The sequence below is a fragment of the Bradyrhizobium sp. 23AC genome (genome assembly GCF_054863025.1).
Map to the genome: position 1 here is coordinate 770,278 of NZ_JAVAYN010000001.1, position 17,919 is coordinate 788,196.

Sequence of the window (17,919 nt, forward strand, 5' to 3'; positions counted from 1 at the left end):
GAAGCCGGAATCTCGCCCAAAACCTCCGGATTCCGGGGCACGACTGCATCGCACCCCGGAATGACGGCCCAAGAGGCTCCAGTCGCTGGATTTTCGTCCCTCCAACCTATATTTGAGGGCCGTTCTCCACCACAATTCCGGGTTCCATGACGCCGCCGCGCAAGCTGCATATCAAATCATATGGCTGCCAGATGAACGTCTACGATGCCCAGCGCATGGTGGACACGCTGGCTCCGGAAGGATTCGTGGAGACGGCCAGCGCTGAAGACGCCGACCTCGTCATCCTCAACACCTGCCACATCCGCGAGAAGGCCTCCGAAAAGGTCTATTCCGAGCTCGGCCGATTGCGTGTCGCCAAGGACGAGGCCGCGCGCGCGGGCCGCGCGATGCAGATCGCGGTCGCGGGCTGCGTCGCGCAGGCTGAGGGCGAGGAGATCGTGCGCCGCGCGCCTGTCGTGGACGTCGTGGTGGGACCGCAGAGCTATCATCACCTGCCGGAACTGCTGAAGCGCGCCGGCGACGAAGGCCGCGCGATCGAGACCGAGTTTCCTGCCCAGGACAAGTTCGGCTTCCTGGCTCAGCCCAAGCCCGACGCGATCCGCGCGCGCGGCATTTCCGCTTTCGTCACGGTGCAGGAAGGTTGCGACAAGTTCTGCACCTTCTGCGTCGTGCCCTATACGCGCGGCTCGGAAGTCTCGCGCCCTGTCGCGAAGATCGTCGACGACGTGAAGCGCCTCGCCGACAACGGCGTGCGCGAGCTGACGCTGATCGGGCAGAACGTCAACGCCTATCATGGCGACGGACCGGACGGAAAAACCTGGCCGCTCGGCAGGCTGCTCGAGCATCTGGCGACGATTCCCGGCATCGCGCGGCTGCGCTATTCGACCAGCCACCCCCGCGACGTCGACGACAGCCTGATTGCCGCCCATCGCGATCTCGGTGCCCTGATGCCGTTCGTGCACCTGCCGGTGCAGTCGGGCTCGGACCGCATTCTGGCGGCCATGAACCGGAAACATACCGCCGATGATTACCGGCGGGTCATCGACCGTTTCCGCGCCGCGCGCCAAGACATTGCTTTTTCATCAGATTTTATCGTGGGTTTCCCCGGCGAGGGCGAGCAAGATTTTCTCGCCACCCTCGCGCTTGTCACGCAAATCGGCTACGCTGCGGCTTATTCGTTCAAATACTCCGCCCGGCCGGGAACGCCGGCCGCGGACATGCAGGAGACGGTGTCCCCCGCCGAGATGGACCAGCGATTGGAGCGGCTCCAGGAACTGATCGACAGCCAGCAATCGGCCTTCAACAAGGCCGCGATTGGCTCAACGGTCGACGTGCTGTTCGAGCGTCCGGCGCGCAAGGACGGCCAGATCGTCGGCCGCACCGCTTTCCTGCAGCCCGCCCACGTGATGGCCTCGCCCGACATCATCGGACAAATCCTGCCTGTCAGGATCGACAGCCTCGAACGCTACAGCTTTCTCGGTGAGCTCGTGACGCCGCGTGGGGCGCGCGAGCCCGCTTTATCGCCAGCCATTGGAGCCTGAACCCTTGCCAAAAAGCGCATCGGATTCGTCTTCTCTCGCTCCCAGCCGCAAATTTGACCGCGACATGCAAGTTCCGCCCGAGACCCAGGTCGTCATCGACTTCGACGACAACCGCGCCGCTTCCGCGCTGGTCGGCCCCTACGGCCAGCATCTGGCGCAGATCGAGCGGCGGCTCGGCGTCGTCGTCGATTCCAAGGGCAACCACATCACGATCGGCGGCACGCGCGACGGCTGCGACGCCGCACGTCGCGTGCTGGAGATGCTCTACGCGCAGGCCGTGAAGGGGCAGGATCTCGACCAGGGCGAGGTCGAGGGCGCGATTCGCGCGGTCATCGCCCAGGGCTCACTGTTCGAGTTCGACGCCAAATCGGCCAAATCGGCGACCTTCGACAGCATCAATCTGCGCAAGCGCCCGGTGCGCGCGCGCACCGCCGCCCAGGACTCCTATATCCGCGCGCTGAAGCGCCACGAGCTGGTGTTCGGCATCGGCCCGGCCGGCACCGGCAAGACCTGGCTCGCGGTCGCGCATGCCGCGCAACTGTTCGAGCGCAAGGAGGTCGACAAGATCATCCTGTCGCGACCGGCGGTGGAAGCCGGCGAGCGGCTCGGCTTCCTGCCTGGCGATCTCCGCGAGAAGGTCGATCCTTATCTTCGTCCGATCTACGACGCGCTCTACGATCTCATGGATGCACGCATCGTCGAGCGCGCGCTCCAGACCGGCGAGATCGAGATCGCGCCGCTCGCCTTCATGCGCGGCCGCACCCTCACCAACGCCGCCATCATCCTGGACGAGGCGCAGAACACCACGTCGATGCAGATGAAGATGTTTTTGACGCGCCTCGGCGAGAACAGCCGCATGATCGTGACCGGCGATCCCTCGCAGATCGACCTGCCGAACGGTCAGACCTCGGGCCTGGCCGAAGCGACCCGTCTCCTGGGCGGCGTCGAGGGCATTGCCCAGGTTCATTTCAAAGCCGAGGACGTGATCCGCCACGAACTCGTGGCGCGGATCGTCGCCGCTTACGAAGGCTCGCCGCAGCGGCCGGCCGCCGGCAAATCCTGACGAGGCAACAGCCGGACCCAGAGGGCGCGGATACGGCGCCCTTTCGTCCCAGACAACACAATGTCCCATCCCAACCTTCCCATGACCGAGGTCCTCGTCGTCGCCGATTGCTGGCAGCGCGAGCCCGATTCCGAAGCCGTGATCCAGCGCGCGGTTGCGGCCGCCGCTGAGAGTGTCGACGAAGACGTTGCCGACGCGGAAGTGGCGGTGATGCTGACCGATGATGCCGGCATCCGCACCCTCAACAGCAACTGGCGCGGCATCGACAAGCCGACCAACGTGTTGTCGTTTCCCGCGCTCCAGCCGGAGGGCGAATGGAAGCCGGGCGATGCGCCGCGCATGCTCGGCGATATCGCGATCGCCTACGAGACCATGCGGCGCGAGGCGGACGAGGAACACAAGCCGTTCGACCACCATTTGAGCCATCTCGCCGTGCACGGCTTCCTGCATCTGATCGGCTACGACCACGAGAACGACGGCGACGCCGAAGAGATGGAAGCCCTGGAGACGCAGATCCTGGCTCACCTTGGAATTCCCGATCCCTATGCAGACCGCGCAGGGACGCACTGAGATGCCGGACTCCGACCCGATTCAAGACAACCCGCGCCACACGGCCAATCTGCCAGCCGTGGTGACCCAGGGCGAGGTGATGCGCCCGACCGCCGATGGCTGGCTCTTGCGCGCCATCCGCACGCTGTTCGGCTGGAAGGCGGGATCGGTGCGCGACGACCTCCAGGTCGTGCTCGATGCGACCACGCCCGACGACACCGGCTTCTCGGCGGTCGAGCGCACCATGCTGCGCAACATCCTCAGCCTGCACGAGCGCCGCATCGCCGACGTCATGGTCCATCGTGCCGACGTCGTCGCGGTGAAGCGCGACATCCCGCTCGCCGAGTTGATGGACCGCTTCGAGAGCGCCGGCCATTCGCGCCTCGTGGTCTACAACGAGACGCTCGACGATCCCGTCGGCATCGTCCATATCCGCGACCTGCTCGCCTTCATGACCGCGCGTGCGCGCGTGTCGGAAGCCACCAAGACCAAGCGCAAGAAGCCGCTGCCGGCCGGGCTCGACCTCCGCGCCGTCGATCTGGCGCTGCCGCTCGAGGAAGCACGCATCATCCGCAAGCTGCTCTACGTGCCGCCGTCGATGCGGGCGATCGACCTGCTCGCGCAGATGCAGGCCACGCGCATTCACCTCGCGCTGGTGGTCGACGAATATGGCGGCAGCGACGGGCTGGTTTCGCTCGAGGACATCGTCGAGCAGATCGTCGGCGAGATCGACGACGAGCACGACAGCGACGAGCCGCCCTCGATCGTGCGCCTGCCCGACAATGCCTTCATCGCCGACGCCCGCGCCAGCCTCGACGACGTCCGTTCGGTGATCGGCGAGGATTTCGTCACCGGCGAGGCCGGCGAGGAAGTGGAGACGCTCGGCGGCTATCTCGTCAGCTTCGTCGGGCGCCTGCCGGTGCGCGGCGAGGTGATCTCGGGTCCCGGCAATTACGAGATCGAGGTGCTCGATGCCGATCCGCGCCGCGTCAAGCGGCTGCGCATCTCGACGCGGAAGGAGCGCCCTGCGCCCCGCACTCAGCGCGAGAGCCGGCGCCGCGAGGCTACTCCGGACAGCGGTCAATCGCCGGCCAACGACACGCCCACCCCGCCGCCAAGCGACGGGACCGGCCAACAGTGAGTCCGTTCCAGCGACTTCGGCAGATTGCGCTTGCCATCATCCTCGCCTGGGGATGGAAGCGCGCCGTCATCGCCATGGGGTGCGGAGCGCTGTCCGTGCTGGCGCTGGCGCCGTTCAACCTCTTCCCGGTGCTGTTCATCACCTTCCCGGTGCTGGTCTGGCTGATCGACGGCGCCGGCGCCGGACGCTATGGCGGCGTCCCCGCCGCGGCGCTGACCGGCTACTGGTTCGGGCTCGGCTATTTCGTCCCCGGCCTCTACTGGATCGGCTACGCCTTCTTCGTCGAGGCCGATGTGTTCGCCTGGCTGACACCGTTCGCGGTGCTCGGCCTGCCGGCTTACCTGTCCATATTCACTGCGATCGGGTTTGCGCTGGCCCGCCTGCTCTGGACCAAGAACGCCACGCGCGTGCTTGCGCTCGCAGCAAGCCTCACAATCAGCGAATGGCTGCGCGGCCACCTGCTGACCGGCTTTCCCTGGAACGCGTTCGGCTATGCGCTATCCGAGCCGCTGCCGCTGGCGCAGACGGCCTCGCTGGTCGGGCTGTGGGGCATGACGTTCCTGACGGTTGCGATCTTCGCGAGCCCCGCGACGCTGATCGACCGCACGCCCGATCGCCGCCTGGCGTGGCGCGTGCCGGCGGCCGCAATTGCGCTCCTGGTTGTCATGAGCATCTTCGGCGCGATCCGCCTGTCGCTGCATCCGACCACGATGGTCGCAGGCGCCAAGCTGCGCCTGATGCAACCGAACCTGCAGCAGGACGCCAAATTCAATTACGCCGCCAAGTCGGAGGTGATGAAAAAATATTTGGCGCTGTCGGACCGCGCCTCCGGCCCGCAATCGACCGGCGTGCGCGATGCCACCATCCTGATCTGGCCGGAATCGGCCTTTCCGTTTTTCCTGACCCGCGAAGCCGATGCGATGGCGCAGATCGCCGATCTACTGCCCAAGGGCACGGTGCTGATCACGGGTTCGGTCCGCGCGCCCGACCTGCCGCGAGGCACGCCGATCACGCGTGCCTATAATTCGATCTACGTCATCGATCACGACGGCAGCGTGCTCGCAGTGTACGACAAGTTGCATTTGGTGCCGTTCGGAGAATTTCTTCCCTATCAGGCACTGATGGAGAAGCTCGGTTTCGAGCAACTGACGCGTGTGCGCGGCGGCTTCATTCCCGGCACGGTGCGGCATGCGCTGCAGGTGCCCGGCGCGCCGCCCGCGCTACCGCTGATCTGTTACGAGGCAATCTTTCCCGGCGAGGTGGCTGGACGCAACGAACGTCCGGGCTGGATCGTGAACCTCACCAATGACGGTTGGTTCGGCATTTCGACCGGCCCCTATCAGCATCTCGAGCAGTCGCGCATGCGCGCGATCGAGCTCGGATTGCCGCTGGTCCGCTCCGCCAATACCGGTATCTCTGCGGTGATCGATCCGGTGGGCCGCACCGTCGCCAGCCTCGGTCTCGGCATCGAAGGCATTTTGGATGCAAGCCTGCCTGCCGCGATATCACCGACGGTCTATGCGCGGGTAGGCGATGTGCCGGCCGCCATGCTCGTCGCGCTGGCCGTGATTCTGGCGGTCCGTCGACGTGTCACCAAGCGGAAGGCCTGATCGCGCCGTCGCCGCGAAGGCGGCCGGAAACTTTTGACAACCGTAGTCCGACGGTTGACAGACTGCACATGGGCTCCCCATTCTGCACCGGCTGCAAAAGACAGTGGGCATTGCTAAATTTCTCCGCAATGTTTCCCAATAAGAGGGTCTGATTTGACGATGCTTGCACCTGAGGCACTCCAGTTGATTGCGCTGAAGGTGGTGTTTGGAGGGCTGAGGAAATGTCGAAAGCGCCCAACCCTGTTGACAAATATGTCGGCAGTCGCGTGCGTATGCGCCGCATCATGTTGGGCATGAGCCAGGAAAAGCTCGGTGAAGCTTTGGGCCTGACTTTCCAGCAGATCCAGAAATACGAGAAGGGCACGAACCGGGTCGGCGCGAGCCGAATCCAGCAGATCGCCGAGATTCTCCAGGTGCCGGTGTCGTTCCTGTTCGAGGGCGGCCCGAGCGGCGTGCCGGGTCCGGATGGCTTCAGCGAAGGTGCCTCGCCTTCCTATGTGTCGGACTTTCTCGCGACGTCCGAAGGGCTTGCCTTGACCAAGGCGTTCACGCGAATCACCGATTCGAAGATGCGCCGCTCGATCGTCGATCTCGTCGAGCAGATTGCGGCTCGCGAAGGTCCCGACAAGCGCTGATCGCCATCTCAATGGCGATTTGAGACCGCGTCAAATCTGGCCTATGTCGTCATTTGTGGCCGCGCTTTGATGTGCGTCCGCTTCGATGATGCGATTCAAAGGCACAGATGCGTCCATGGCCAACTCCAATTGGTTCGATTCCCAAACTATTCTCGATGGCATCCGCCGCTGGGTGGAGGTCGAGACGCCGACGGAGGCGCCCGAACAGGTCAACAGGCTGATCTCAATGGTCGCGGAGCAATACCGCGATCTGCCCGTCACGCTGGAGCGCGTCGCCGGCGTCAATGGCTGCGGCGATCATCTCATGGCGCGCTCGAATTGGGGGCAGGACCGGCCGGGCATCCTGGTGCTGAGCCACCTCGATACCGTTCATCCCATGGGATTCATCGAGCGCCTGCCGTTCAAGGTCGAAGGCGACGTCGCGTTCGGTCCCGGCATCTACGACATGAAGGGCGGCGCCTACATCGCCCATCACGCGTTTCGCGCACTGTGTGCCACAGTCGATCGCTCGCCGCTCGGCATCACGCATTTGTTCACCTCCGATGAGGAGATCGGCAGTCCCACCTCACGCGCACTCATCGAGACGGAAGGGCGCAAGGCCAAATACGTGCTGGTGACGGAGCCGGCGCGCGACGGCGGCAAGATCGTCACTGGACGCAAGGGCGTCGGACGCTTCAAGGTTTTCATCAAGGGCGTGCCCGCGCATGCCGGCTCGCGGCCGGAGGACGGCCGCAGCGCCGTGCGTGAGCTTGGCAACGTCATCCTGGCTCTGGAAGGGATGAACGACCTGACACGCGGCGTGAGCGTCAATGTCGGCGTGGTGCGTGGCGGCACGCGCCCCAACGTCACGCCGGAAGAGGCCTATGCCGAAGTCGATCTGCGCGTGCTGAGCCTCAAGGACGCAGAGGAGTTCGTCGGCAAGATCCTTGGGCTGACGTCGAAGACCGACGGCGTCACCGTCACGGTCACCGGCGAGCTCAATCGTCCGCCCTACGAGAAGAGCAACGCAGGCGCCTCGCTGTACGAGCATGCGAAGACGCTCGCCGGCGAGATCGGCTTCGAGCTGGTCGACACCCACACCGGCGGCGGCTCGGACGGCAATTTCACCGCGGCCCATACCGCAACGCTCGACGGTCTCGGCGTCGACGGCAAGGGCGCGCACACCCATTATGAGCAGCTCTATATCTCGTCGCTCGCGCCGCGTGCGCGGCTGCTCCACCGCCTGTACCAGACGCTGCGATGAGCGAGCGCAAATCAGAGCCCGATCGCGATGACAGCGAGCGCGCGTTCTTCGGGCGCCGCAAGGGTCACAAGCTCAGGCAGCATCAGGCCGAGCTGATTGGTCAACTGCTGCCGCATCTTGCGCTCGACATCGACGGCGAGACGCCGGCGGATGCAAGCGAGATCTTCGATCCCGCCGCCGACGATGTCAGGCTCGAGATCGGCTTCGGCGGCGGCGAGCATCTTGCGGCCGAGGCACAAAGCTTCGCCACGACAGGCTTCATCGGCTGCGAGCCCTATGTCAACGGCATGGCCAAGATCCTCGCGCAGATCGAGGCCGCCAACATCGGCAACATCCGCCTGTTTGCGGGCGATGCCGCCGAGCTGCTGGCCTGGCTGCCCAAGGCATCGCTGTCGCGGATCGACCTGATCCATCCCGATCCCTGGCCGAAGCGGCGGCACTGGAAACGGCGCTTCGTCCAGGACAGGACGATCGCTGCAATGGCGCGCGTGCTGAAGCCGAACGGCGAATTCCGCTTCGTCTGCGACATCGACGATTACTGCGCCTGGACGCTGTCGCATCTTGCGCGCTCGCAGGATTTCGTCTGGCTTGCCGAACGCGCCGACGACTTCAGACAGCCATGGGCGGGCTACACCATGACGCGCTACGGCCGAAAGGCCGCGCGCGAAGGACGGAAGGCTGCGTATTTGCGATTCAGACGACTCTAGATCGTCTGCCGGTTGCGCCAGAAATTGACGACGCGCTCGGCGGTCGTCGGCATCAGGCGCGTGAAGTTCACGCGCGCAGCCTCGATATCGGCATCGGCCGGCGTGCGATGCGGACCGTACCAGAGCAGGATGAGCGCGCGCACCGTGGGCCAGCCGAGATTCAGCACGCGGCCGAGAATGAGGATCGGGTCGTAGCGATCGCCTGAGATCAGGCGGTCGAGCACAGAGAGGCGAACGCCGGACATTGCCGAAAGCGAGGCGATCGATTCCTCGTATTTGTTCGCCTTGGCGAAGCCGAGCAGCGCGCTCTCGCCGAGATGGCCCTCGCGATGCAGGGTGAGCACCGTGCGCTGGGCCGCGGAGAAATCGCGCCGCGGTCCCGGCGGCAGCGCAGCCTCCTCGATGGCCACCATCGCGCGCTTGATCTCGACCTGGCGCGCGGGATTGACCACGCTGGAGAGCCGGCGGCGGATGACGTCGAGCGTGCCGTCGAGAAGCTGTTTCAGGTTTTCGCCCGAGAGATCACGGCGCTGGCCGATCTTGAGCGTCAGCACGCCGTCCTGCGCCGCACGCTTGATCAGCTCGGAATAGCTGCCAGGCGAGAACACCGCACCGGCATTGCCCGCGGCGCGGCGCACCACGTCGCGATCGCCGCGCTCCACCAGCACGTCGGTGATGACGGGAGACAAAGCGGGGCGCTCCGTCATCGCCAGCAAATGCCCCTGGCCCTTCAGCCGCGCGATCTCGACCAGCGCGGCATCATCGAGCACGGGCGAGCGACGCAGCACGGGGCCGGCCACCATGATCTCGTTCTCGCGCGCGAGTTGATTGACCAGATGCGGCGGCGCGTTGTTCAGGTGCGAGAAGCGCTCGGCGAGGTCGACGCGCGAGGCAAGCTCCGCATGCGGGACGAGATCGATCAGGAGGTTGTCGAAGAGATCGATGAGCTCGGGCCGAAGATTGGCGGAATCCTGGAAGAACAACTCGGAGATGGCGCGCGCGATTTCGCCGCGTCGCCGCGGATCGCCGCGTTTGACGATATCGTCCAGTCCGGGAATGAGCGACGTGGCAACGGTCATGAAAACGCAACTCGTACGGGGCACGCCGCGGGCGCGCCCTTGGTCCAAGCCGCCCCACAATCAGGGAATTTAGCCCCTCGAGGTGAAGGAAGCGTTAGGCCCGGGGCGCCGCGAATCGGGCGCAAAAAGCCTCGTCTGGCCCGCGATGGGCCTTGTCCGGGGGGACAGAAAGCGCTATATCAGCGCCAATTCATCTTCTCATACGATCCGCGTAGTGAGAGTGGGCCCGAAAGGACCCGCTCTTTTTTATTACCCGAACGCGGCTTGGCGGAAGATGCGGCCCGACGCGCTGTCGGGGAGTTCCGAAGCGGGCTTTGAAAATCGTAACCAAGCCTTAACCATCGAGCGCCTTGACCCCTGATATGACCGAACCGAACACTGGTTCCACGGATGCCGAGTTGCTGGCCGAGCCGAGGCTCGTGGTCGAGCCGGGCGTGGCGGCACGTGTGTCCGCGGTTGCAGCGCCGGTGCTCGAGGGCATGGGCTACCGCCTGGTGCGGATCCGCATTTCCGGGGAATCCGGTTGCACCGTGCAGATCATGGCCGAGCGGCCGGACGGCTCGATGCAGCTCGAGGATTGCGAGGCGATCTCGCGGGCGCTGTCGCCCGTGCTCGATGTCGCCGATCCCATCGATCGCGCCTACCGGCTGGAAATCTCCTCGCCGGGGATCGACCGGCCGCTGGTCCGCCGTTCCGATTTCGAGCGCTATTCCGGCCATCTGGTGAAGATCGAGATGGCGGTTGCCCATGAAGGGCGCAAGCGGTTCCGCGGCATGATCGGTCCGGTCGAAGGCGATCGCGTGCATCTGCGCCGCGACGATGTCAAAGCGGGCGACGATGCCGACGTGCTCCTGACGATGGAGGATATCGGCGAGGCCCGCTTGGTGCTGACCGACGAATTGATCGCGGAATCGATGCGCCGCGGCAAGGCCGAGGAGCGCCAGATGCGCCGCGATCTCGGCATCGAGCCGCCGCAGGCGCCGCACGCCAAGATCAGCGAAAAGACCACCAAGAACACCAAGCCGAAGAAGAAGCCGGCCCCGACCAATACGAAGAAGCATCGCCTGGCCGCCGAACGCGCGCGACGGGGCGAGATCGAGCCTGACGAAGGAGACTAGCCATGGCAGTCAGCGCCAATCGACTTGAGTTGCTCCAGATCGCCGATGCCGTTGCGCGCGAGAAATCGATCGACCGCGGCATCGTCATCGCGGCGATGGAGGATGCCATCGCCAAGGCGGCCCGCGCACGTTACGGCAGCGAAACTGACGTTCACGCCGAGATCGACCCGAAAAAGGGCGAGCTGCGGCTGTCGCGCCACATGCTGGTGGTCGAGAAGGTCGAAAACCATTCCAACCAGATCTCGCTGGTGGACGCGCAGCGCGCCAATCCCGGCGCCCAGGTCGGCGACACCATCGCCGACACCCTGCCGCCGCTGGAATATGGCCGCATCGCCGCGCAATCGGCCAAGCAGGTCATCGTGCAGAAGGTGCGCGAGGCCGAGCGCGACCGGCAATATCAGGAATTCAAGGATCGCATCGGCGACATCGTCAACGGCGTCGTCAAGCGCGTCGAATATGGCAGCGTGATCGTCGATCTCGGTCGTGGCGAAGCCATCATCCGCCGTGACGAGATGCTGCCGCGCGAAGTCTTCCGAAACGGCGACCGCGTCCGTGCCTACATCTTCGACGTCCGCCGCGAGACGAGAGGTCCGCAGATCTTCCTCTCCCGCACCCATCCGCAATTCATGGCGAAGCTGTTCGCGCAGGAAGTGCCGGAAATCTATGACGGCATCGTCGAGATCAAGGCGGTTGCCCGCGATCCGGGCTCGCGCGCGAAAATCGGCGTGATTTCCCGCGATTCCTCGGTCGATCCGGTCGGCGCCTGCGTCGGTATGCGCGGCTCGCGCGTGCAGGCCGTGGTAAACGAATTGCAGGGCGAGAAGATCGACATCATTCCGTGGTCACCCGACATCGCGACCTTCGTGGTCAACGCGCTGGCGCCGGCCGAAGTGTCCAAGGTCGTCATCGACGAAGACCGCGAGCGCATCGAGGTCGTGGTGCCCGACACCAACAACCAGCTTTCGCTGGCGATCGGCCGCCGCGGCCAGAACGTGCGTCTGGCCTCGCAGCTCACCGGCTGGGACATCGACATCCTGACCGAGCAGGAGGAATCGGAGCGCCGCCAGGCCGACTTCGAGAACTCCACCCGCGTCTTCATGGAATCGCTCAACGTCGACGAAGTGGTCGGCCAGCTGCTGGCGTCCGAAGGCTTCACCTCGGTCGAGGAACTCGCCATGGTGGACCTCAAGGAACTCGCCGGCATCGAGGGCTTCGACGAGGAGACCGCGCAGGAGCTCCAGAGCCGTGCCCGCGAATATCTCGAGCAGCAGGAAGCTGAGATCGAGGCCAGGCGCAAGGAGCTCGGTGTCGAGGACGCCGTCAAGGACGTCCCCGGTGTCACCTCCAAGATGCTGGTGAAGTTCGGCGAGAACGACATCAAGACGGTCGACGACCTCGCCGGCTGCGCCACCGACGATCTGGTCGGCTGGACCGAACGCAAGGAAGGCGGCGAGCAGACCAAATTCCCGGGTGCGCTCGACGGTATCGACATTTCCCGTGACGATGCCGAGGCGATGATCATGCAGGCCCGCGTCAAGGCCGGCTGGATCACCGAGGCCGATCTCGCCAAGCCCGCCGAGGAGGCTGAGGCCACCGAAGATCAGCCGGCTTAAGGGCAAAGGAGAATGTCGCCCGGATGCTCACCGATACTGACCCCGAACTTGACCATGGCCCGCGGACCGAAAGGTCCGCGACCATGCGGATGTGCGCGGTCAGTCGGCAGGTCCGGCCGATCGACGAGCTGATCCGCTTCGTCATTTCGCCGCAAGGCGACGTAGTTCCAGATCTCAAGCGCAAGCTGCCCGGACGCGGCATGTGGCTCACCGCCTCACGCGGGGTGGTTGCGGAAGCCGTCCGGCGTCACCAATTTAGCAAGGCCTTCAAGCGCGAGCTGCGCATCCCTCAGACGCTTCCTGCCGATATCGAGGCGCTCCTGGTTCGGAGCGTGACGGAAGCCCTTGGGATCGCCGCCAAAGCGGGCCAGGTCGTGGCCGGCTTCGGCAAGGTCGAAAGCGCCCTCCGGGAAGGCACGGCCGGGGTCCTGATCCACGCCAGCGACGGGGCCGCGGACGGAATCCGCAAATTGGACATGCTGGCGCGTCAAAATGCCGGAAATCGCGGCGCCAAGCCGCAGATTCCCGTCGTTACCGCCCTGAAATCGTTAGAATTGGATTTGGCACTGACCCGGTCAAATGTGATACATGCTGCCCTGCTCGCGGGCCCGGCGAGCAAGTCATTCCTGTCACGTAGCCAGATGCTGGTCCGATACCGGATGGCGGACGCTGACAAGACTGCCGAAAAGCCCGGCCAGGATTTCTGAGAGATACGACGACCCAATAGGACGGTGCGGCAACGCACAACACTGATAAATCAGGATTAGGACTGCTGAATGGTTGATACCAAGACCCCTGACGACAAGAAGCTGAGCGTTCCGAGCAAGACGCTATCGCTCAAGCCGCGCGTCGAAACGGGCACTGTCCGCCAGAGCTTCAGCCATGGCCGCAGCAAGCAGGTCGTGGTCGAGAAGCGCGGCAAGCGCCGCATCGACGGCAGTGCCGAACCGCAGGCTCCCACGGTCGTCGCGAAGCCGGCGCCGGCCGCGCCAACTCCGACGCCCGCTCCGTCGCGCCCTGCGCCGCCGCGTAACGCCGGATCCGGCGTGGTGCTGCGCACGCTGACCGAGGACGAACGTTCCGCCCGCGCCAGCGCGCTGGCCGATGCCAAGGTGCGCGAAGTCGAAGAGCGCCGCCAGGCCGAGGAAGAGGCCCAGCGCCGCGCTGTTCGCGAAGCCGCTGAACGCGTCGAGCGCGAAGCTGCCGAATCCCGCCGCAAGGCCGAGGAAGAGCGTCACCGTCACGAGGACGAAGCCAAGCGCAAGGCAGAGACCGAGGCCAAGAAGCGTTTTGGCGAAGGCGAGCAGCCGGCATCCGCGCCGCGCCCCGCAGCCGCCGCCCCGGCCACTCCGGCGCCGCGCACCGGCGCCCCCGCCGCGCGCCCCGGCACCACCACGGCACGCCCGGGAACATCGACCGCGCGCCCCGGAACGACCACAGCGAGACCGGCAGGTGGCCCGTTGGGCCGCGCTCCCGCGGTTGCTGCCGGCCCGGACGAGGACGATGGTCCGCGCCAGATCCGCCGCGGTCCCGGCGGCGCCGCGCGTCCCGTGGTAGCCCCCAAGCCCACCCACAAGCCCGGCCCGCAGAAGGAGCGCGGCCGCCTGACCGTCGTCACCGCGCTCAATGCCGACGAAGTCCGCGAGCGTTCGATCGCCTCGTTCCGCCGGCGTACCCAGCGCCTGAAGGGCCACGCCTCGAACGAGCCGAAGGAAAAGCTCATCCGCGAGGTGGTCATTCCGGAAGCGATCACGATCCAGGAACTCGCCAACCGCATGGCCGAGCGCGCGGTCGACGTCATCCGCATGCTGATGAAGCAGGGCGCGATGCACAAGATCACCGACGTGATCGACGCCGACACCGCGCAGCTCATTGCCGAAGAGCTCGGCCACACCGTCAAGCGCGTTGCTGCGTCCGACGTTGAAGAAGGCCTGTTCGACGCCACCGACGATTCGACCGACACCGAGACCCGTTCGCCCGTGGTGACCGTCATGGGTCACGTCGACCACGGCAAGACTTCGCTGCTCGACGCGCTCCGTCATGCCAACGTCGTCTCCGGCGAAGCCGGCGGCATCACCCAGCATATCGGCGCCTATCAGGTGCTGTCGCCCGAAAGCGGCAAGAAGATCACCTTCATCGACACGCCCGGCCACGCCGCGTTCACCGCGATGCGCGCCCGCGGCGCCAAGGTGACCGACATCGTCGTGCTGGTGGTTGCGGCCGATGACGGCGTCATGCCGCAGACGATCGAAGCCATCAATCACGCCAAGGCGGCGCGGGTGCCGATCATCGTTGCCATCAACAAGATCGACAAGCCCGATGCCAAGCCCGAGCGCGTGCGCACCGAGCTGCTCCAGCACGAGGTGCAGGTGGAATCCTTCGGCGGCGAAGTCGTCGACGTCGAAGTATCCGCCAAGAACAAGACCAATCTCGACAAGCTGCTCGAGATGATCGCGCTCCAGGCCGATATCCTCGACCTCAAGACCAATTCGGAACGGCCGGCCGAGGGCACCGTGATCGAAGCCAAGCTCGATCGCGGCCGCGGTCCGGTCGCGACCGTGCTGGTCCAGCGCGGCACGCTCCGGGTCGGCGACATCATCGTCGCGGGCGCCGAGATGGGCCGCGTCCGCGCGCTGATCTCGGATCAGGGCGAGACAGTGCAGGAAGCCGGTCCCTCGGTGCCGGTCGAAGTGCTCGGCTTCAACGGCCCGCCGGAAGCCGGCGATCGTCTCGCCGTGGTCGAGAACGAAGCCCGCGCCCGCCAGGTCACCAGCTACCGTGCACACCAGAAGCGCGAGAACGCGGCTGCCTCGATCTCCGGCATGCGCGGCTCGCTCGAGCAGATGATGTCGCAATTGAAGACCGCGGGCCGCAAGGAATTCCCGCTGATCATCAAGGCTGACGTGCAGGGCTCGCTGGAAGCGATCCTCGGCTCGCTGGAGAAGCTCGGCACCGACGAAGTCGCAGCCCGCATCCTGCATGCCGGCGTCGGCGGCATCTCGGAATCCGACGTGACGCTGGCCGAAGGCTTCAACGCCGCGATCATCGGCTTCTCGGTTCGTGCCAACAAGGAGGCCGCTGCGGCCGCCAAGCGCAACGGCATCGAGATCCGCTACTACAACATCATCTACGACCTCGTGGACGACGTGAAGAAGGCGATGAGCGGCCTGCTCGCGCCGACCTTGCGCGAAACCATGCTCGGCAATGCCTCCATCCTGGAGATCTTCAACATCTCCAAGGTCGGCAAGGTCGCCGGCTGCCGCGTCACCGACGGCACCGTGGAACGCGGCGCCAATGTGCGCCTGATCCGCGACAACGTCGTCGTGCACGAAGGCAAGCTGTCGACGCTGAAGCGCTTCAAGGACGAAGTGAAGGAAGTCCAGTCCGGTCAGGAATGCGGCATGGCCTTCGAGAACTACCACGACATGCGCGCAGGCGATGTCATCGAGTGTTATCGCGTGGAGACGATCCAGCGCTCCCTGTAAGTCCAAATCTTACCGAAGCGACTGGATCTTTTTGAGCTGAAATTGCGGGAGTGCGATGGCCGGATTTATTCCGGCCATCGCACCGCATTCGTTTCAACAGGACAAATGACAATGCTCGTGTCCCAAACGCGGGCATGACGAGGTGATTTTCGAGAATGCCACGCCATCATCAGAAAAAAAATTCCGCGCCCGGCGGAGGCTCGCAGCGTCAGTTGCGCGTCGGCGAGCAGGTTCGCCACGCGATGGCCGAGATTCTGGCGCAAGGCAATGTGCATGATGCGGATCTCGAAGGTCACATCATCACCGTGCCGGAGGTGCGGATGTCGCCCGACCTGAAGCTCGCGACAGTCTACGTGATGCCGCTCGGTGGCCGTGACACCGAGGTCGTCATCGCTGCGCTCGAACGCAACAAGAAGTTTCTGCGCGGCGAGGTCGCGCGGCGCGTTAACCTGAAATTTGCACCTGATCTTCGTTTCCGCGTCGATGAACGATTCGACGAAGCGGAACGGATCGAGAAGCTTTTGCGAACACCTGCGGTTCAGAAGGACCTCGAACAGGATTTGGAACAGGATCCGGAGACGGATCGGGAAGAAGAACGATGACCATGGACCCGGCTCACGACACGATCAGCGGCGAACAGGCCGATCAGCGCGACGTGCAGAAAAATAATTTTGCGGACGACAATTTTGCGGGCCTGGGCGGCAATTCGCAGCCGCATCAGGAGCCGCGCCGCGTCAACAACGATCCCCGTGCCAATGCCAAGCAGAAGGGCAACCAGGTTCGCCGCGACCGGCGCGACGTCCATGGCTGGGTCGTGCTCGACAAGCCGATCGGCATGACCTCGACGCAGGCGGTCGCGGTGCTCAAGCGCCTGTTCAACGCCAAGCGCGCCGGACACGCCGGCACGCTCGATCCGCTCGCCTCGGGCGGGCTGCCGATTGCGCTCGGCGAAGCCACCAAGACCGTTCCCTTCGTCATGGACGGCCGCAAGCGCTACCAGTTCACGGTGTGCTGGGGCGAGGAGCGCGACACCGACGACATCGAGGGCCGGGTGACCGCGACCTCGGACCAGCGTCCGACCCGCGAGGCCATCCTGGCCCTGTTGCCCAGCTTCACCGGGGTGATCGAGCAGATCCCGCCGCGTTATTCGGCGATCAAGGTCCAGGGCGAGCGCGCCTACGACCTCGCCCGCGACGGCGAGGTCGTGGAGCTGGCCCCCCGTCCGGTCGAAATTCACCAATTAACCCTTGTGGATCAACCGGATAACGACCGGGCCGTATTCGAGGCCGAATGCGGCAAGGGCACCTACGTCCGGGCACTGGCCCGCGATATGGGCCGGATTCTCGGCACTTACGGCCATATCTGCGCGCTCAGACGGACCCTGGTCGGCCCATTTGGCGAAAACGACATGATTCCGCTGGATCAGCTGGAGGCTTTGTGCGATAGAGCCGCGTCCGGCGAGGGTAGCCTCGCGGACGCGCTTATGCCCGTTGAGACCGCGCTGGACGACATCCCGGCACTGGCCGTCACTCGGGCTGATGCGGCAAGGCTCCATCGGGGCCAAGCCGTTTTGTTGCGCGGACGGGATGCGCCCACTTGTAGCGGCACAGTCTATGTCACGGTGGCAGGCCGTCTTCTCGCGCTTGCTGAAGTCGGCAATGGCGAAATCATCCCCAAGCGTGTGTTCAACCTGACCGGCCTGACTGCCAGCCCCGGTCGCAACGAGAGAAATTGACGATGTCGATTGCCGCAGAACGCAAAGCGGAAGTCATCAAGACGAATGCCAACAAGGCCGGCGACACCGGCTCGCCCGAGGTTCAGGTCGCGATCCTGTCGGAACGCATCAACAACCTCACCAACCATTTCAAGACCCACGTGAAGGACAACCATTCGCGTCGCGGCCTCTTGAAGCTGGTTTCGACCCGCCGCTCGCTGCTCGACTACCTCAAGAAGCGGGACGAGGCGCGTTACAAGGCGCTGCTCGAGAAGCACAATATTCGCCGTTAAGAGTTCTTGCGCGCGCCAACGGCGCGCGTTTTCGCACGTGGTTTCGAACGAAAGCGCTTATTTTAAGCTTTTTGATCGAGGTTGCGTGCACGTCGGATGCGGGCCGTTGACGGCCAGCATCCGGGCAT

16 protein-coding genes are annotated in these 17,919 nt (G+C 64.9%); 15 read left to right on the forward strand and 1 reads right to left on the reverse strand.

The genetic code is table 11. The features are described 5' to 3' along the window. The first annotated feature begins 146 nt into the window (after positions 1–146). The 8 genes from miaB to trmB all read left to right on the forward strand — a co-directional run bounded on the left by miaB (position 147) and on the right by trmB (position 8,489). Positions 147–1,541: a tRNA (N6-isopentenyl adenosine(37)-C2)-methylthiotransferase MiaB gene (gene miaB / locus RAD10_RS03615; RefSeq protein ID WP_461616359.1), complete on the forward strand. Its 1,395-nt coding sequence runs from the start codon at positions 147–149 to the stop codon at positions 1,539–1,541. Positions 1,542–1,605: 64 nt separating this feature from the next. Then, the gene (locus RAD10_RS03620; RefSeq protein ID WP_028139517.1) at positions 1,606–2,604 is read left to right on the forward strand and encodes a PhoH family protein; all 999 of its coding nucleotides are present in this window, start codon (positions 1,606–1,608) and stop codon (positions 2,602–2,604) included. Positions 2,605–2,664: 60 nt separating this feature from the next. Then, a complete protein-coding gene (gene ybeY / locus RAD10_RS03625) occupies positions 2,665–3,174 on the forward strand; it encodes an rRNA maturation RNase YbeY (protein ID WP_461616360.1) in 510 nt (169 codons plus the stop codon). 1 nt (position 3,175) lies between these two features. Continuing rightward, positions 3,176–4,294: a hemolysin family protein gene (locus tag RAD10_RS03630; RefSeq protein WP_461616361.1), complete on the forward strand. Its 1,119-nt coding sequence runs from the start codon at positions 3,176–3,178 to the stop codon at positions 4,292–4,294. Beyond that, entirely contained in the window at positions 4,291–5,904 is a 1,614-nt protein-coding gene (lnt, locus tag RAD10_RS03635) for an apolipoprotein N-acyltransferase (protein ID WP_461616362.1), read from the forward strand. The genes RAD10_RS03630 and lnt overlap by 4 nt, the downstream gene beginning before the upstream one ends. Positions 5,905–6,125: 221 nt before the next feature. Next, a complete protein-coding gene (locus RAD10_RS03640; protein ID WP_018319423.1) occupies positions 6,126–6,539 on the forward strand; it encodes a helix-turn-helix domain-containing protein in 414 nt (137 codons plus the stop codon). Between the two features lie 85 nt (positions 6,540–6,624). Next, on the forward strand, positions 6,625–7,782 hold the full coding sequence (locus RAD10_RS03645) for a M20 family metallopeptidase (protein WP_461616363.1): 1,158 nt from the start codon (positions 6,625–6,627) through the stop codon (positions 7,780–7,782). Continuing rightward, positions 7,779–8,489: a tRNA (guanosine(46)-N7)-methyltransferase TrmB gene (trmB, locus tag RAD10_RS03650; protein WP_461616364.1), complete on the forward strand. Its 711-nt coding sequence runs from the start codon at positions 7,779–7,781 to the stop codon at positions 8,487–8,489. Before RAD10_RS03645 ends, trmB begins: the two co-directional genes overlap by 4 nt. Here the strand turns inward: trmB and RAD10_RS03655 are convergent. Further along, positions 8,486–9,568, reverse strand: a complete 1,083-nt coding sequence (locus tag RAD10_RS03655) for a DUF2336 domain-containing protein (protein WP_461616365.1) — start codon at positions 9,566–9,568, stop codon at positions 8,486–8,488. The genes trmB and RAD10_RS03655 overlap by 4 nt on opposite strands. Before the next feature lie 362 nt (positions 9,569–9,930). On the opposite strand from RAD10_RS03655, the gene rimP reads away from it, so the two are divergent. The 7 genes from rimP to rpsO all read left to right on the forward strand — a co-directional run bounded on the left by rimP (position 9,931) and on the right by rpsO (position 17,791). Continuing rightward, the gene (rimP, locus tag RAD10_RS03660; RefSeq protein ID WP_461616366.1) at positions 9,931–10,686 is read left to right on the forward strand and encodes a ribosome maturation factor RimP; all 756 of its coding nucleotides are present in this window, start codon (positions 9,931–9,933) and stop codon (positions 10,684–10,686) included. A 2-nt stretch (positions 10,687–10,688) separates the two neighbouring features. Then, the gene (gene nusA, locus RAD10_RS03665) at positions 10,689–12,299 is read left to right on the forward strand and encodes a transcription termination factor NusA (protein ID WP_018319418.1); all 1,611 of its coding nucleotides are present in this window, start codon (positions 10,689–10,691) and stop codon (positions 12,297–12,299) included. A 23-nt stretch (positions 12,300–12,322) separates the two neighbouring features. Then, positions 12,323–13,006 (forward strand): RNA-binding protein, encoded by a 684-nt coding sequence (locus RAD10_RS03670; RefSeq protein ID WP_018319417.1) that lies wholly within the window; start codon positions 12,323–12,325, stop codon positions 13,004–13,006. 69 nt (positions 13,007–13,075) lie between these two features. After that, on the forward strand, positions 13,076–15,784 hold the full coding sequence (gene infB, locus RAD10_RS03675; RefSeq protein ID WP_091962215.1) for a translation initiation factor IF-2: 2,709 nt from the start codon (positions 13,076–13,078) through the stop codon (positions 15,782–15,784). A gap of 155 nt (positions 15,785–15,939) precedes the next feature. After that, positions 15,940–16,386, forward strand: a complete 447-nt coding sequence (gene rbfA / locus RAD10_RS03680; RefSeq protein ID WP_461616367.1) for a 30S ribosome-binding factor RbfA — start codon at positions 15,940–15,942, stop codon at positions 16,384–16,386. Further along, positions 16,383–17,519, forward strand: a complete 1,137-nt coding sequence (truB, locus tag RAD10_RS03685; protein WP_461616368.1) for a tRNA pseudouridine(55) synthase TruB — start codon at positions 16,383–16,385, stop codon at positions 17,517–17,519. The genes rbfA and truB overlap by 4 nt, the downstream gene beginning before the upstream one ends. A 2-nt stretch (positions 17,520–17,521) precedes the next feature. After that, positions 17,522–17,791, forward strand: a complete 270-nt coding sequence (gene rpsO / locus RAD10_RS03690; RefSeq protein ID WP_008131787.1) for a 30S ribosomal protein S15 — start codon at positions 17,522–17,524, stop codon at positions 17,789–17,791. Positions 17,792–17,919: the final 128 nt, after the last annotated feature.